The organism is Actibacterium ureilyticum (assembly GCF_002285435.1).
In the GTDB taxonomy this organism is placed as follows: Bacteria; Pseudomonadota; Alphaproteobacteria; order Rhodobacterales; family Rhodobacteraceae; genus Actibacterium_C; species Actibacterium_C ureilyticum.
Genome location: NZ_NSBT01000018.1, coordinates 348,229 through 364,030, shown reverse-complemented (window position 1 = coordinate 364,030; position 15,802 = coordinate 348,229). Strand labels below are relative to the sequence as shown.

Here is a 15,802-nt window from a genome sequence, read left to right as displayed (position 1 = left end):
CCCTAGTTGATCAAGGTCAGTCCACCCTTCAACGTCAGAAGGGCCTCTGCTTTTACCGTGGATTTCGGGGCCGTGACGGTCACCATGGCCTGTCCGTTCACATTGATTTGCGGCGCTTCGATGGTGATGCCGGAATTGTCGATGGTGATCGACGAGCCGCCCACGGTCAGGGTGATTTCCTGGCCTGCCGAAACGGCGATGGTCTGGCCGGCGTGTTCGGTCTTGTTGCTGCCGATATCGACCTCCATGTCGTTGCCGATGCTCTGGCTGCTGTTGTTGCCGATATCCTGGCTGCGATTCTGACCGATCGTTTCCTCCTGATCGGTGGCGATGTCGCGGAATTCGCTGCCCTGTTCGATCGTATAGCGCAGATCGCCGGTTTTCAGGGTTTCTTCCTTGTCGTGATAGATCGTCTGGATGAAATCGCCGGGGTCCTGCTTTTCCATGCCGATGGTGACCTCGGCATTGTTCTTGATCTTGCCGAAGTAATCTTTTTCCGACTGGAACCGCACGAATTCGCTGTCTTTCATGTCCTCGAAGACCAGCTCGTGAAAAGTGTCGGAATTGCCGCTCTTGGTGCTGCGGGTGACGATCCCGGTCTGGGTCATGTTGCCGGGCATGTCATAGGGCGGCATGACATCGGCGTTATAGATCATGCCGATGCAGATGGGGCGGTCCGGGTTGCCCTCTTCGAAGACCACCGCCACCTCCTGCCCGATCCGCGGGATGGAAAACATCCCCCATTTGTTCCCCGCCCAGGGCATCACGACCCGCACCCAGCACGAGCTGTTTTCGTTCTTTTCCCCCAGCCGGTCCCAATGGAACTGCACCTTTATCCGGCCATATTGATCGGTATAGATCTCTTCGCCCGCCGGGCCGGTGACCAGCGCGGTGTGCATGCCGGGGATCTGCGGCCAGGCGATGGTGCGCGGCGGGGTGAAGCTGTCGTCCTTTTTCACCACCTCGAACTTGCAGCGATAGGCGTCGCGATTGTCCTCGTCGACCTCCAGCCGGTCGTCCAGCATCGGGTCGCTGGTCTCGCGGTCCTCGTAATCGCTTTCGACCTGCATCTCGTGTGTGGCCCGAACGATCAGGTATTCGCCGTTTTCCTGATCGCGCGGATGTTCGGTCAGGGCGAACACCTGGGCGTTGGACATGTTGCGGATGTTACAGGCCCCGCGCCAGCTTTGGTATTCGGTGGCAAAGCCCTGCATCCGCGCCTTGGCCCGTTGGGTGGCGAACTGGTCGTAATCGGCGCTTTCGTCGCCTTCGTTGTCGCGCAGATGGCCGGGATAATCATAGACCTGATAGCTTTTGTGGCCATGCGTGCCGGTTTCGATGGTCGCGGCCTTTTTCTGATCGGATTTCGGTTTCTGGAAGTCATAGTCGTTCAGGGTGACATTGCCGATGCTCTGCCCTTCGACCGAGTTCCAGTCGAACACGTGATCCTCGTTGCGGCGATAGCCTTCCATCTCGCGGTATTTGAACTTGAACTCCGGGCCGCCGGGCACCGTCACATGGGCGCTGATCCCATCGGCCAGCACCAGCTTTTCGCGCTTGTTATCCTCGATGAAGAAGAAATAGATCCCCTCCTCCTCCATCAGGCGGGCGATGAAGTCGAAATCGGATTCGCGGTACTGCACACAGAAGGTCCGGGTGGCATAGGTCTTCTGTGTCTTGTCCTCCAGATCGGCGGTGAAGCCATATTCCTCGAGCACCGCCTTGATGATGTCGATCACCGTCATTTCCTGGAACACCCGGCAATCGGTGGTGCGGGTCAGGAACCACAGGAACGGCCGGACCTGGGCAATGAAATGGCCCATCCCCTGTGACAGCCCGATATATTCGACCGAGATGCAGCGCCCGGTAAAGGTGCGCATGTTCTCGTCCTCGTCCTTGACGTTCAGCGTGATCTTGCGCCCGACGATGGGTTCCAGCGCCTCTTTGCGGTTCTTGCAGATGATCTCGATGGTGGTCTGGGTCAGGAAATTGATCCCCTCGACCACCTTCGCGCCTTTGACGAAAAGAGGTTCTTCGGTCGTATAGTCGCCCTCCATCGTCAGGGGGCGGTTTTCAAGGTTCAGCGCTTCTCCGTTCATCACATATCACTTTCTATCGTCACCGCGCCGGGCTCAGCCCTGCGGGGAGTCGATCTCCAACAACTGGTCGTCCGCCCGCAGCCGGTCGACGATCTGCGGGTGGATGCCCCAATAGCTGGTCAGGTTGATATCCTCGCCCAGCATCAGTCTCAGGGCGATCACGCTTTCGAAATGCACGCAGCGGACGGGCGTCGGGAAATCGCCGTCCGCCAGCAGAAGCTGGTCGATGTGTTCCTCGCCATCATAAAGATAATAGCTCTTTCGTTCGATCGAGATCAGGGTGATCGGCGGGCCGCCATTCCCGCCCGGCAATCCGTCGAATGCATTCATCACAGGCCCTCCAGCAATGCGGCCAATTCCGGGTCTATGTCGCCGTCGGAGCCGGTGTCGGTCTCGTCTTCATCCTCGAAACTGGCCAGAAGCGTATCCAGCACGTCCTCTTCCTCGGGGGTCAGCGCGGGGGCTTCGGCGTCGGGCTGTTGCGGCTCCGGGGCGGGTTCGGAGGCGTCGTCCGGAGTGTCCAGCGGGGTGACCACCGGCATCAGAACCTCGACCTGCGGTGTGCGGGCCGGGGCTGGGGTTTTCTTCTGCGCCTCCCACGCGGCGCCGGGGGACCAGGGGCCCGCCAGCGGCGCACCGGCCACCGACTGGAACGCGCCCAGACGGATCTGATCGCGGCCCTTCATCCACAAGACCGGCATGATGTGCCGCTTTGCCACGGCCTCCAGCCCGCGCACGGCCAGGTTCCGTTCGGTACAGGGCAGCGCGACCTGATCGCCATAGCGGTCATTGACCCAGTAAAACGGAATATCGCCCAGCGTCATCACCCGGCCCAGCCGCATCGCCTGACCGTCCTCGGCAAAGCTGCGCGCCATCAGCACCGCCACCAGAAGCGCCGGGTTCGCCCACAGGAACCCGCGCAACCCCTCGCGCCGGGAAAACTCGTCAAAGCGGAACGCCGTGATCGGATCGGAATTGCGGCCATAGGGCTGGCGCAGCATGAAGCGCGGCGCGGCCAGGCCCAGATACCGCGCCGACGGCAGCCGCGCCAGTTGATCCCAGCTGCGTTTGGCCAGCGGATGCCGGTCCTTCAGCGCCACGTCGATGGACCGGTTGGCAAGCGCGGTGATGAAGGGCGCACCGGCATGTTCGGCGATCCGCGACAGCCGGCCCAGCAATTCGGCGTGGGGTGGCGTGTCTTCGAATTCATAAAGCCCGAACATGGCCGAAAACCCGCCGGTCGTGCCACAGGCGCGCATCAACAGCCGGAACAGGCCCGATTGGCTCAGGTCATCGCCCGCCGCCAGATCCGCCGCCAGTTCGCTGGCCGACAGATCGAACACCACCAGTTCGACCGCCGCGTCGGTTTCGATATTGCGCGCCAGGAAATCCAGCGACCGCCAATGGGATTCAAGCGCCTGGAAATCGGGGTGATGCAGCACCAGCCGCATCGCGCCGCCCAGCGCCTCGTCCACGGTTGCGCGCATCGCGTCGACGCCCGTGTCGGGGCGTTGCAGGACATAGGGCCCCACCACCTGTGCGATCAGATCGTCGGCCGCGCTGGCATGGCGTTGGCGCCCGCCGCCGATCAGCGCCTGAAAATCGCTGATCCGGATATCGGCGCGCACCGCCGTTCCGGCGGACCGTTTGGGCACCGTCACGGGCCGGTCGAACCGCGCCCCCCAATCGCGCAGATCCTGCAACGCGCCATCGGCCAGCGACCCGGTCGCCAGCCGTTGCCGCAGGGTCGACAGGCTTTGGAACATCTCGACATTGGCATAAAGCGCATCGGGGTGCAGGTCGTCGAACGCGTTCAGCGGCACCGCCACGCCGTCGCCGTCGCGCCCGATGGGCAGGACCAGCGTGGTGGCAAAGCTTTCGATCACCGCGTCCAGCGTGTCGACATCCAGCGGCGCGGCGCGGCGGGTGGCGATGGCATCGCTGCCTTCGGTCCGGCCACTGACCGCACGCCCCGAGAAATCGCCGAAGACCGCGATGCGAAACCGGCCCCGCTCGGCCGGGCCGATAACCGGCGCACCGGCCGGGATCTGTCCGAAAGGCGACCGCGATCCGCTCAAGCGCCGCCCCCTTTCTGTTCAAGCATCCGCTTCAGCTCTGCCCGCATCTCGCGCAGCTCTTCCTGAAGCTCGGTCACATGCGCGTCGACCTGGTCGGTCTCGACCTTCACCAGCTCGCGCAGGCGGGTGAATTCGGCCTCGGCCTCTTCCTCGACCGCGGCCTGCATGGTGTTGACCAGCAGGCCGATGAACAGGTTCAGGACCGAAAACGCCGTGATCACGATGAACGGCACGAAAAACGCCCATGCATTCGGAAATTTCTCCATCACCGGTCGCACGATGCCCATCGACCAGCTTTCCAGCGTCATGATCTGGAACAGCGAATAGGCCGAGCGCCCGATGGTGCCGAACCATTCGTCGAACGCGTCGCCATACATGATCGTCGCCATCACCGCGAAGACGTAATAGACGATGGATAGCATCACGATCACCGCGCCCATCCCCGGCAGCGCATCCAGAAGCGCCTGCACCACCGCACGCATCTGCGGCACCACCGACAACAGGCGCATCGCCCGGATGACCCGCAACCCCCGCAACGCCGACAGGCTGCCGGTTTGCGGCAACAGACCCACGCCCACGACGAACATGTCAAACAGGTTCCACGCGCTGCGGAAAAACCGCAGCCCATAGGCGTAAAGCTTCAACAGGATCTCGCAGACAAAGACGCTGAGCACGGTGCGGTCCAGCACCGACAGAAGCCCGCCGAAGCTGTCATTGATCCGGTCCGAGGTGCCCAGACCCAGCGTGATCGCGTTGAAAATGATCAGGCCCAGGATCGAATTCTGGACCATCGGCCGTTCCAGCCAACGGCGCAGCCTGGCCCGAAAGGAGATATCGCTTGCATCGTCAAATGTATCGGTCGCCATAATCGCTTCTTTCCAAACTAATACTTTCGATCCTATCACATTTTGCCGCTGTACGAGCGCGGGGCGGATCAGTCTCCGAAATCATATGTAAACGCGCCTTTTTCGACGCCGATGCCCACCTTGGCGATCTGTTTGCCCTGCATCATGCGGGTCAGGAACTCGGCTGAGATGGCGGGCAGCATGGTGTTCGTGACGATGGCGTCGATCATGCGCCCGCCGCTTTCCAGCTCCTGGCAGCGGTTCACGATCTCGGCCACCACAGCATCGTCATAGCTCAGCGGGACGCCATGGGTCTGTTGCACGCGTTTCTGGATGCGGCCCAGCTGCAGCTGCGTGATCTGGCCGATCATGTCGGGGCTGAGCGGATAGTACGGGATCGTCACCAACCGCCCCAGCAGCGCCGCCGGGAAGATCTTCAGCAGCGGCTCGCGCAGCGCCTTGGCGATGCCTTCGGGTTCGGGCAACAGGTCGGGATCGGCGCACAGATCCATGATCAGGTCGGACCCCGCGTTCGAGGTCAGCAGGATCAGCGTATTCTTGAAGTCGATCAGCCGCCCCTCGCCATCCTCCATCACGCCCTTGTCGAAGACCTGGAAAAAGATCTCGTGCACGTCCGGGTGGGCCTTTTCGACCTCGTCCAGCAGAACGACGGAATAAGGCTTGCGCCGCACCGCTTCGGTCAGCACGCCGCCCTCGCCATAGCCGACATACCCCGGCGGCGCGCCTTTCAGGCTGCTGACGGTGTGGGCCTCCTGATACTCGGACATATTGATGGTGATGACGTTCTGTTCGCCGCCATACAGCACCTCGGCCAATGCCAGCGCGGTTTCGGTCTTGCCCACGCCGCTGGTGCCCGCCAGCATGAACACCCCGATGGGTTTGTTGGGGTTGTCGAGGCCCGCGCGGCTGGTCTGAATGCGCTTGGCGATCATCTTCATCGCGTGATCCTGTCCGATCACGCGCTTGGCCAGGTGGTCTTCCAGGTTCAGGACGGTTGCGATCTCGTCCTGCACCATGCGACCTACCGGAATGCCGGTCCAGTCGCCCACGACACTGGCCACGGCCTGATCGTCCACGATGGGCAGGATCAGGGGGTCTTCGCCCTGCAACGCCTCCAGCGCGCCCATCTTCGCGCGCAACTCGTCCTTGACCTTGGCGCGATCCTCGGGCGGCAGCGCCTCGGGCGGGGTTTCGGCATCGGGGGTCTGTTCGACCGGCTGGCCGCCTTGGCGCAGCTGCGCGCGCAGGTCCAGAATATCGGCCACCAGCGCCTTCTCGGCCTCCCACTGGCCGGTCAGGGTTTCCAGGCGCTTTTCCTCTTCAGCCAGCGCATCACCCACCGCTTCGCGCCGGTCATCCACGTCGTATCCGGCGGTCTCGTCCCGGTCGATGATCTGCAACTCGATCTTGAAGGCGTCGATGCGCTTGCGGCTATCGTCCACCTGTGCCGGGACCGCGTGCTGGCTGACGGCCACGCGGGCGCAGGCGGTGTCCAGAACGCTGACCGATTTGTCGGGCAATTGCCGCGCGGGGATGTACCGCGCGGACAGTTTCACCGCAGCCTCGATCCCGCTGTCCAGCACCTGAACCTTGTGGTGATTTTCCAGCATCGACGCGATGCCGCGCATCATGCGGATGGCGCGGTCGGTATCGGGTTCCTCGACCTGCACGACCTGGAACCGGCGGGTCAGCGCAGGGTCTTTTTCGATATGTTTCTTGTATTCGGCCCAGGTGGTCGCGCCGATGGTGCGCAGCGTGCCGCGCGCCAAAGCGGGTTTCAGCAGGTTCGCGGCATCGCCCGTCCCGGCGGCCCCGCCCGCGCCCACCAGCGTGTGGGTTTCATCGACGAACATGATGATCGGTGTCGGGCTGGCCTGCACCTCGTCAATGACGCCACGCAGGCGATTTTCGAACTCGCCCTTCATCGACGCACCCGCCTGCAACAGGCCCACATCCAGCGCCAGAAGCCGCGCGTTCTGCAATGCGGGCGGCACATCGCCACGCGCGATGCGCAGGGCAAAGCCTTCGACCACGGCGGTCTTGCCCACCCCGGCCTCGCCCGTCAGGATCGGGTTGTTCTGCCGCCGCCGCATCAGGATATCGACGATCTGGCGGATCTCGGCATCGCGCCCGACGATGGGGTCGATCTGGCCGGTGCGGGCCTGTTCGGTCAGGTCGATGCAGAATTGCGCCAGCGCCTCTTCCTTGCCCATCTGGGCCGGGGCGCGGGCGCCCGAAGCCGCGCCCGGTTCGGCGCCACCAGTGACCGAGCCATCACGCGGGCCTTGTGCATCCTCGGGCGAGCCATCGGTGATCTGGTGGAAGCCTTCGGCCAGCGCGTCGCCCTTGACCTTGGCCAGCTCGGGCGACATCGCCTGAAGCATCCGGTGCAGGTCGGGCGTTTCCAGCATCCCCAGCAGCAGATGCCCGGTGCGCACCTGGTTTGACGAGAACAGCAAAGATCCCCAGACCCAGGCGCGTTCCATCGCGTGTTCCAGATGGGTCGACAGATCACTGATCGCACTGGCCCCGCGCGGCAGCGCGTCCAGCGCCGCGGTCATCTGGGTGGCGATCCGGCCCGGATCCAGATCGAAATGGGCGATGATCCGATGCAGGTCGCTATCTTGCGCGTTCAGGATCTGATGCAGCCAATGCACGATCTCGACATAGGGGTTGCCGCGCATCTTGCAAAAGACGGTCGCGCTTTCGATGGCCTGATAGCCCAGCGGGTTCAGCTTGCCGAAAAGCGCCACTCTGCTGATTTCCGTCATGGATCGTCCCCCCTATCCCTGCAAATACAGATCGTTGGCGTCGCCCGTGTCGCGCCGCGTGCCCATCCAGCCCACATGGCCCAGCCGGGTGTTTTCGCCCATTTTCGCGGGCGGTACCTGATCGGCGCGCAGGATCAGGTTGACCTCCCAATCCAGGGCCTGGCCAACATAGGACCGCACGATGGACGACAGCCGCTGTTGCGAGGGCGTGCCGGGCAACAGCCGCACATAATCGTCGTAATCCAGCGGGCCGATGCAAATGCGGAACTTGGCGTTGCGGGTCCAGACCTGGCTGCCGATGGCGGTTGCCCCGCCCAGACCCACCGGCGCGCCCAGCGCCCAGCGGTCGTCGGGTTCCAGCTCCAGCCAGGTGCCCACGAATTCCTCAATCTTCACCGGCGCATCGAAAAAGGCCGACAGGATCGCCTCCAACCCCTCGGCATTCTTCACCCCCTGCGCCAGCAGCCCGGCGAAATGCCGTTTGGCGCGGTCGGGGAAATCGTCGCGGGTTTGCAACGGCGCGCCCATAAGGCCGGTGATCGCCGCGACCTTGCGATCCACCGCGTTGTCGTCGTCACGGTCGAAGCTGGGCGCGGGCTGGCCCGAGACCCAGGCGCGGTAAAACAGCGACATGACCCGATGCGTCAGCATGTCGGCAAAGGCCATGAAGGTCGTGTCGCGGAAATTGCGCGCCCGGTTGCGGGCATATTCCGTCAGGTGCAGCGGCAGCGGCCCGTGCGGCCCGAACAGCCCGAAGAACCGGTTGATCAACCGCCCCGGCTTCTTGCCCTTGGCCGGGGTGAAGCTGCGGATGGTCGAGGGCGGGAATTGCAGCTCGGCCTCTTGCCCCAGACGCACCTTGTCCTGACGCGGCCGGTGGCTGCGCCCCAGGCGCGGCGCGTCGGCATAGGTCGCTTCGATAATACGAAGTGCATGAAACAAATGTTGTTTTTCGGGCTGCTGGACAAGCTGATCGAGATGCGTCAGATGATCCGGCCCAGCCCTTTCTGGGGTCGCCATCTGGCAATCTCTCCGCGTTGCTGCGTGACTAATACGGTTTCGGTAAAACTGTTGATCGAGACATATTTCTGGAAAAACGTGTCCAGAACGGCGCCCAGCAGGTATGCGCTGGTGCCTTCGAAAAAGCTCTCGTCGAATTCCAGCCGGATCTCCAGCCCGCGCACGGCGGTCGACAGGACCTCGTCGGCCATGCGGCGCACGATGGGGCGGCTGGTGACATCGACGATGCCCTCAAGCTGTTTTTCGATCACCTTGTCGCCCAGCGGCGCATAAATCCCGATCAGCTCGCGCAGGGCCTGAGCGCCCGCGTGTTCGTCGCCGGTTTCGGTGATCGACAGGTAATTCAGGCTCAGGTGGCTGATCAGCCGCCAGGCGGTATCGCCCTGCGCCAACGTCGGGCGCGGGCGCGTGGGGCTGACCGGGGTGCGGACCGACGCGACCGGCCCGCCATCGGGCAGTTGGAACACATCCGCGCGCCCCGTGGGCAGCAACAACGGCAGGTCGCGGTTGGTGACCATCGCCGTCACCGCCAATTGGCTGAGATCCGCGCGATAGGGCGCGTGCGCCCGGTCGACCAGCGACAGGTACAGCTCGGACCCCAGATAGGACGTGCGCACGCCCTTGAGCCGTTCGCGTTCCGAGCGTTGCCGCATCTTGCGGCTTTGCGCGTAATAGGTCGCGTGCTGTTCGCCGGCCGCGGTAAAATCGGTTTCCGAATAGAACGCGCGAAAGGTCACGTCGTCGCGGCCATCGGTGCTGATGCCCTGCACCGATCTGACCGAATAAACCTCGAAATCCAGCGGCGCGGTACGGTCCACCACCACATGCTGTTCCACGTCCGAGGCACGGATCAGCACCCGGTCGCAGCGCTTTTCGAACAGGTTGATCGCGGGCGTGGCGTTCAGGCGGAACGCGTCAGGCGTAACGCCCGGGGCGATCTCGGGGTTCCCCTCGGCCAGCAGGATATAGATATCGACATCCGGCCCCTTGGCCCGGCCAATGGCCAGCGACAGGTTTTGCAGTTCGACGAAATGGAACCGCTCGGGCATGGCGAAATATTCCTGCAACAGGCGATAGCCGTCGAAGGATTGCCGGGGCGTGGGCAGCAGCGCCTCGTCCCGCGACAGGCCGCGCGGGGTGACCCGCCCGCCGGGCAGGTCCACCATCCAGTCGGCGCGCCGGTCGGTCGAGCGTCCCATCAGCCCCGTGGCCTGAGTGCACAGCAATTCGTGCAGCGCCCAGTTGCGCCCCTCGGACGCGGACAGGAACAGCGTCAGATCGTTCAGCGCCAGATCGGCAATCGGCTGGTCGCCATGCCGGCACAGGCGCAGCCGGATCGCGGCGCGCGCGGCGATGTCGCGCGGGACCCCGGCGGCGGTCAGCTCGCCCCGGCCGTCCAGATACTCGGCCTCGGTGATCTTGATCGGCCACATGGTCACATCATGGGCCGAGCGGAAGGTGCAAGGGGTGTTGTCCCCCTCGGCCAAGCGGCTGCGCAGCACGGTGCCGCGTTTCACCAGATAGCCGTCCTTCAGCGCCGCACTTTGCATATCGGGTTGCAGCTCGGCCACCATCATCGACGGGGTCGGCGCCAGGTAATGCGGATAGACGATTTCCAGCAGGTGGCTGGTCAGCGCCGGAAATTGCAGGTCCAGTTCCAGCTGCACCCGCGCGGTCAGGAACGCCACCCCCTCGAGCAGGCGTTCGACATAAGGATCCATGACCTCGACCGAATCCATGCCCAGACGCGCCGCGATCTTGGGATAGGCTTCGGCGAACTCGCCCCCCATGTCGCGCAGGAAGGCCAGCTCTTCCTCGTAATGTTTCAGCAGCCGTGTATCCATGCGTCAGGCCACCCGTTCCACCTGAAGCTCGCCGGTTGTCACGTCGACCTCGGTCCGCAGGTACAGCTCCAGCGGCACGGGCTGGGCCCACATATCGGCGCGGATGTCGAAGCTGATCACCGTTTCACGGTTGCGCTCGCCCTCGCGGAAATCGACCAGGATCGAGCCCTTGCGGATGCGCGGCTCGAACATCTCGATCGCACGCAGGATGGATTTGCGGATCAGCTCGGCCCGTTCCACGGTGGAATAATCCCCCGCCACGTCGCGCAGCCCGAAATTCAGCACGGATTTCGCCGCATTGGGATAGCGCGCGGCCGGGATCATCAAGTCCTGATTGTTGGTGTTCAAAAGCCAGGACAGATCGCGTTCGATGATCTGCCGCAGCTGGCGCAGGTCGATGACGCGGGCGTCGCGGGCCTCGGACAGGGTGCCGCTGTCGGGGTCGGTCAGCCGATCCAGAAGCGAGGGCTGAAGACGTTCCATGATCGTCTTGTCAGCCATCGGCGGACCCCATCTGAAGCGTGCGCAGGTCCATCAGGGCCAGTTCCTCGCGGTCGGTGGTCAGGATGCGCTGGCCCAGCCCCTCGAACAGGTCATCGCCCCGGTCGATCCAGTTCGTGGAGCGCGCCAGCCGGTCGCTGTCGCTGCCATGCGCCACGGTGCCGGGATAGCGCGTGGGGATCAGCGCCACGACATCGCCGCCATTGGCCAGCGTCAGGTTCGCGGGTGTCCAGACCGCATCGCGCAGATCGGCGGGGGGGTCGAACGTGGCGGTGCGGATGGCGCTGAACGGCATCCAGAAATAGCGGCCATTCACGATCACCTCCAGCAGCGGGCCAAGCCGCATGTCGGCATCGGCGATCCAGGCGAAGGGTTCGCCATTCACCTGGCCCGGCGCGTCCGGAACGGCGGCAAAGGCCTTTTCGCGCGTGGCATTGGCGGCGGCGGTGGCGCCGTCGGCCTGAAGCTTCAACGCCTCGACCATCAGGGCGACCCATTCCTGCGGCGCGCCGAAAATCAGCGGTTCGCGTTCGCCCGCAAAGACCTTTTCGCGGAACACCTCGCAGATGATCGCCTCGCGGTAGGTCTGTGCCATGGCGGTGGCCGACGGGTCCATCTCGGCCGAAATCTTCAGCTGCTGCACCGCGCGCTGCCAATCGCCGCGCACGCACAGAAGCTGGAACAGGAAGACGCGCAGTTTCGGGTTCGACGCATCGCCGCGCACCGCGTCCTGCAACGCGGCAAGGGCGCCATCCAGATCGCCGGAACGGATCAGATCTTCGGCCTGCATCAGTCAACTCCGCACAAGGGGGGTGTCAGCAGGCAAACGCGCGTCTGCCTGCTGCGCCATCCGGTCGGCCTGCGGTCTGGCTCAGACCGCCAGGTTCGCCTGGTTCTTGATCCGGCTCCACTCGGCCGTCTTGGGCTGCTGCATCTTGCCCTGCTGGTCCTGCATCCGATAGCTGACCTTCATCGCGCCATACTGGATCACAACGGTCTCTTCGCAGATGTCGTCCCCGTCCGAGCCCGACCAGGTGATGTCCTGCAGCATGACCAGCTTGAATTCCCATTTCAGGAACCCGTCGCCGGATTTGCCCGCCGCGCCGCCCGACCGGCGCAGTTCGATGATCATGTCGTCGAAATGCTTGCCCTCGCACAGCTTGGCGAACAGTTCGCAGGATGCGGTGTCGGTCTTCTTGGTGACAGTCAGTTCCTTGAACGTTGCCTTGCCGGCACCGCCACCGCCCGAGATCGAGCCGATATTGATGTTGTTCTCGGCGCCGATCTCGAAGCTCAGAATTTCGGTCGCGCTTTCGTTTTTCATGATTTCGTCCTGGGTCTCGCCCTTCACGCTGGACCCGGGGAAGTACATAAAGGCGTCAAACATTGCCGTTTCCTTTCTTACAAAATGATTGGTGCGTCAGAAATTACACGCGGGATTTAGCCCTTTTCCGTGGGCAGCTTGGACACCAGCCTGAGGGATACCGACAACCCTTCGAGCTGGTAGTGAGGCCGAAGGAAAAACTTCGACGAATAATATCCGGGGTTGCCCTCGACATCATCGACCACGACTTCCGCGGCGGCCAGCGGCTGCCGGGCCTTGACCGCCTCGGGCGAGGTTTCGGCATTGAAATCAACATATTGGTTGATCCATTCCTGCAGCCAGATCTGCATGTCCTCGCGGCTTTTATAGGCGCCGATCTTGTCGCGGACGATGCATTTCAGGTAATGCGCGAAACGGCAGGTCGCGAACAGATAGGGCAGCCGCGCCGCCAGATTAGCATTCGATGTCGCGTCCGGATCGTCATATTCGGCGGGTTTGTGCAGCGACTGCGCCCCGATGAACGCCGCCAGATCCGAATTCTTGCGGTGGATCAGCGGCATCATCCCGTTCTTGGCCAGCTCGGCCTCGCGCCGGTCGGAAATGGCGATCTCGGTCGGGCATTTCTGATCGACCCCGCCATCATCGGTCGGGAAGGTGTGCGAGGGCAGGTTTTCCAGCGCCCCACCGCTTTCCACACCGCGAATGCGCGAACACCAGCCGTATTCCTTGAATGACCGGTTGATGTTCACCGCCATGCCATAGGCCGCGTTGACCCAGCTGTATTTCGACGAATCCGCGCCTTCGGTGTCTTCCTCGAAGGCGAACGCCTCGACCGGGTCGGTCTTGGCGCCATAGGGCAGACGGCCCAGGAAACGCGGCATCGCCAGACCCAGATAGCGCGAATCCTCGCTGTCGCGCAGGCTGCGCCAGGCGGCGTATTCCGGCGTCTGGAAAATCTTGGTCAGGTCGCGCGGATTGGCCAGCTCGCCCCAGCTGTCCATCTGGAACAGCGACGGTTCCGCCCCGGTGATCAGCGGCGCGTGCGCGGCAGCGGCGATCTTGGACAGCTCGCCCAGCATTTCCACATCGGGGGGCGAATGGTCGAAATAATAATCGGCCACCAGCGTGCCATAAGGCTCGCCGCCGAACTGGCCGAATTCCTCTTCATAGACCTTCTTGAAGATCGGCGACTGGTCCCAGGCGGTGCCTTTGAACTTGCGCAGGGTCTTGTGCATGTCCTTTTTCGAGATGTTCATCACGCGGATTTTCAGCATCTCGTCGGTTTCGGTGTTGTTCACCAGGTAATGCAGACCGCGCCAGGCGCCTTCCAGCTGCTGAAAATCGGAATGGTGCAGGATCACGTTGACCTGTTCGGTCAGCTTCTGGTCGATCTCGGCAATGATGCCTTCGATGGTGCGCAGCGCGTCATCCGACACCAGCGCGGTGTTTTCCAGCGCCTGCTGCGCCAGGGTTTTCACCGCCTCTTCGACGGCCGTCTTGGCCTGATCCGACTTGGGACGGAATTCCTTGTTCAGCAGCGCCTCGAAATCCGATGCTTCGATCGACTGGGCGGCGCCACCGGCGGATTGGGCTTCTTCCGTGGCCATGGTTTACTCCGTCTCTTGTTCGGGGGTGTCATCGGGCGCGGCCTGGGCGGCCAGCGTCTGCAACAGCGCGGGGTCCTGCATGACCTTGGCCAACAGCTCTTCGGCGCCGGTCTTGCCGTCCATATAGGTCATCAGGTTCGACAGCTGCGTGCGCGCATCCAACAGCTTTTTCAGCGGCGCAACCTTGGCGGCAATGGCGGCGGGGCTGAAATCGTCCATCGACTCAAAGGTGATATCGACGGCCAGATTGCCCTCGCCCGTCAGGGTGTTGGGCACCTGGAACGCGGCGCGGGGGGCCATGGATTTCATCCGCTCGTCGAAATTGTCGACGTCGATCTCCAGGAACTTGCGGTCCGCCACGGCGGGCTGTTCGACCTCGGACTTGCCAGCCAGATCCGACATCACCCCCATCACGAAGGGCAGCTGGATCTTCTTTTCGGCGCCGTAAAGCTCGACCTCGTATTCGATCTGAACGCGCGGCGCACGGTTGCGTGCGATAAATCTCTGAGAACTTTCTGCCATCTCACTTGCTCCCTATATGTTCCTGGCCCGGCCCCACTGCGCCTGTCCGGCATCCGGTCCCGTCTTACTCCCAGGAAGAATCTTCCTGGATGCCACCAATCAAATTCACGTTGTCGACGCCGTTCGGCGCCATGTCCTTCACAATTGTCAGGAAATCCGCGTTCACCAGCCGCTTGGCCCGAGTCAGCAGGATCGGCACCGGGCTGGAGGGTTCGTATCGCGTGTAATAGGCGATGATCCGATCCAGCGCGTTCTGCACGTCATTGGGCGAGCTGATGCCGCCAACCGCGCCGCCCGCACGGGGCGGGGCCGCGTCGTCACCGGCCTCGGTGACCTCATCGGCGGTATCGGCCGCCGTTGTCGTGCCCAGCACGCCGTCCAGCTTCTTGACGATCTGCTTCAGCAGCTTGACCAGCGGGTCCAGCGTCGGGCCTTGGCCGGGGGTTTCGGCATCGAACTTGGCGCCGATCGCCTCGATATTCTCCAGGCTTTGCTGCGCGCCGGAACGCACCGCGTTCAGATGCTCTTGCGTGCTTTCCTGAAACGCCGCGGCGACGGCGGCGGTGTCGGGGATGTTCTCCATCTCGGCATTTGCGGTGATCTCGCCCTCGGCCACCCAGATGTCACGCATGGAAAGCCGCCCGAATGTCTTGCTGTTGGTCAGCGGGGTCGTCTTCAGCGCCCTGAGGATCGTGTCCTCGGCCGCCAGCGACAGAACCGCGTTCACCCGCTCGGTCGGGTCGTTGTCGTCATCGGCGTCCAGTTGCGGATGGCAGCTGTCCCAGAATTGCTCAAGGCAGCCGCGCAGGTACCCCGTCGCCTCGGCAAAGCCCGGCAACCCCTGCAGACGCAGCTGGGCCCAGGCGACAATCACACCGGTGCGCAGATCGTGGGCGGCGGCCAGCACGGGATCGGCGGCCTCCATCACGGCTTTGAAATCGGGATCTTCGGCCGCGATGATCATATCGCCCACCTGGCGTTCCTCGCCCGGTTGCGCCGCAAGTTCCAACATCATGAAGTCAGGGCCGTAAGAGGGATCTTCACCACTTGGTGCTTCTTCACTTCGGGCCTGAAGAAGAGCTTCGAGATCCATGCCTTCCTTTCAAAAAAACTTTCACAAAACGTCCCGCGAAAATGCGGGAATAACAAAAAGCCTACCACAAGATCAAA

General features: G+C 63.2%; 13 protein-coding genes. All 13 read right to left on the bottom strand.

The window, feature by feature from the left end; genetic code table 11:
• Positions 1-2 precede the first annotated feature (2 nt).
• The 13 genes from CLM60_RS04610 to tssA all read right to left on the bottom strand — a co-directional run bounded on the left by CLM60_RS04610 (position 3) and on the right by tssA (position 15,725).
• On the bottom strand, positions 3-2,099 hold the full coding sequence (locus tag CLM60_RS04610) for a type VI secretion system Vgr family protein (protein WP_095587980.1): 2,097 nt from the start codon (positions 2,097-2,099) through the stop codon (positions 3-5).
• 33 nt (positions 2,100-2,132) lie between these two features.
• Entirely contained in the window at positions 2,133-2,429 is a 297-nt protein-coding gene (locus CLM60_RS04605) for a hypothetical protein (protein ID WP_095587979.1), read from the bottom strand.
• Complete coding sequence (locus CLM60_RS04600; RefSeq protein WP_095587978.1) at positions 2,429-4,177, bottom strand: type VI secretion system contractile sheath domain-containing protein; 1,749 nt, start codon at positions 4,175-4,177, stop codon at positions 2,429-2,431. Before CLM60_RS04600 ends, CLM60_RS04605 begins: the two co-directional genes overlap by 1 nt.
• On the bottom strand, positions 4,174-5,043 hold the full coding sequence (locus CLM60_RS04595; RefSeq protein WP_095587977.1) for an ion transporter: 870 nt from the start codon (positions 5,041-5,043) through the stop codon (positions 4,174-4,176). Before CLM60_RS04595 ends, CLM60_RS04600 begins: the two co-directional genes overlap by 4 nt.
• A 68-nt stretch (positions 5,044-5,111) precedes the next feature.
• On the bottom strand, positions 5,112-7,814 hold the full coding sequence (gene tssH, locus CLM60_RS04590) for a type VI secretion system ATPase TssH (protein ID WP_095587976.1): 2,703 nt from the start codon (positions 7,812-7,814) through the stop codon (positions 5,112-5,114).
• A 12-nt stretch (positions 7,815-7,826) separates the two neighbouring features.
• Positions 7,827-8,834 carry a type VI secretion system baseplate subunit TssG gene (gene tssG, locus CLM60_RS04585; RefSeq protein ID WP_095587975.1) on the bottom strand — a complete coding sequence of 336 codons (1,008 nt, stop codon included), beginning with the start codon at positions 8,832-8,834 and terminating at the stop codon, positions 7,827-7,829.
• On the bottom strand, positions 8,798-10,678 hold the full coding sequence (tssF, locus tag CLM60_RS04580; RefSeq protein WP_095587974.1) for a type VI secretion system baseplate subunit TssF: 1,881 nt from the start codon (positions 10,676-10,678) through the stop codon (positions 8,798-8,800). The genes tssG and tssF overlap by 37 nt, the downstream gene beginning before the upstream one ends.
• A gap of 3 nt (positions 10,679-10,681) precedes the next feature.
• The gene (gene tssE / locus CLM60_RS04575; RefSeq protein ID WP_095587973.1) at positions 10,682-11,179 is read right to left on the bottom strand and encodes a type VI secretion system baseplate subunit TssE; all 498 of its coding nucleotides are present in this window, start codon (positions 11,177-11,179) and stop codon (positions 10,682-10,684) included.
• Complete coding sequence (locus CLM60_RS04570) at positions 11,172-11,969, bottom strand: type VI secretion system accessory protein TagJ (RefSeq protein WP_095587972.1); 798 nt, start codon at positions 11,967-11,969, stop codon at positions 11,172-11,174. The genes tssE and CLM60_RS04570 overlap by 8 nt, the downstream gene beginning before the upstream one ends.
• Positions 11,970-12,050: 81 nt before the next feature.
• Complete coding sequence (locus tag CLM60_RS04565; protein WP_095587971.1) at positions 12,051-12,566, bottom strand: Hcp family type VI secretion system effector; 516 nt, start codon at positions 12,564-12,566, stop codon at positions 12,051-12,053.
• 53 nt (positions 12,567-12,619) lie between these two features.
• Complete coding sequence (gene tssC, locus CLM60_RS04560) at positions 12,620-14,110, bottom strand: type VI secretion system contractile sheath large subunit (protein WP_095587970.1); 1,491 nt, start codon at positions 14,108-14,110, stop codon at positions 12,620-12,622.
• Positions 14,111-14,113: 3 nt separating this feature from the next.
• Positions 14,114-14,632: a type VI secretion system contractile sheath small subunit gene (tssB, locus tag CLM60_RS04555; protein ID WP_095587969.1), complete on the bottom strand. Its 519-nt coding sequence runs from the start codon at positions 14,630-14,632 to the stop codon at positions 14,114-14,116.
• 64 nt (positions 14,633-14,696) lie between these two features.
• Positions 14,697-15,725, bottom strand: a complete 1,029-nt coding sequence (gene tssA / locus CLM60_RS04550; protein ID WP_095587968.1) for a type VI secretion system protein TssA — start codon at positions 15,723-15,725, stop codon at positions 14,697-14,699.
• Between the last annotated feature and the right edge of the window lie 77 nt (positions 15,726-15,802).

Bases quoted from the DNA above. Each gene is read 5' to 3' on its own strand.
- CLM60_RS04570 (WP_095587972.1), bottom strand. From the start codon at position 11,969: ATGCAGGCCGAAGATCTGATCCGTTCCGGCGATCTGGATGGCGCCCTT.
- tssA (WP_095587968.1), bottom strand. From the start codon at position 15,725: ATGGATCTCGAAGCTCTTCTTCAGGCCCGAAGTGAAGAAGCACCAAGT.
- CLM60_RS04610 (WP_095587980.1), bottom strand. From the start codon at position 2,099: ATGAACGGAGAAGCGCTGAACCTTGAAAACCGCCCCCTGACGATGGAG.
- CLM60_RS04605 (WP_095587979.1), bottom strand. From the start codon at position 2,429: ATGAATGCATTCGACGGATTGCCGGGCGGGAATGGCGGCCCGCCGATC.
- tssG (WP_095587975.1), bottom strand. From the start codon at position 8,834: ATGGCGACCCCAGAAAGGGCTGGGCCGGATCATCTGACGCATCTCGAT.
- CLM60_RS04595 (WP_095587977.1), bottom strand. From the start codon at position 5,043: ATGGCGACCGATACATTTGACGATGCAAGCGATATCTCCTTTCGGGCC.
- tssH (WP_095587976.1), bottom strand. From the start codon at position 7,814: ATGACGGAAATCAGCAGAGTGGCGCTTTTCGGCAAGCTGAACCCGCTG.
- tssB (WP_095587969.1), bottom strand. From the start codon at position 14,632: ATGGCAGAAAGTTCTCAGAGATTTATCGCACGCAACCGTGCGCCGCGC.
- tssF (WP_095587974.1), bottom strand. From the start codon at position 10,678: ATGGATACACGGCTGCTGAAACATTACGAGGAAGAGCTGGCCTTCCTG.
- tssC (WP_095587970.1), bottom strand. From the start codon at position 14,110: ATGGCCACGGAAGAAGCCCAATCCGCCGGTGGCGCCGCCCAGTCGATC.
- CLM60_RS04565 (WP_095587971.1), bottom strand. From the start codon at position 12,566: ATGTTTGACGCCTTTATGTACTTCCCCGGGTCCAGCGTGAAGGGCGAG.
- tssE (WP_095587973.1), bottom strand. From the start codon at position 11,179: ATGGCTGACAAGACGATCATGGAACGTCTTCAGCCCTCGCTTCTGGAT.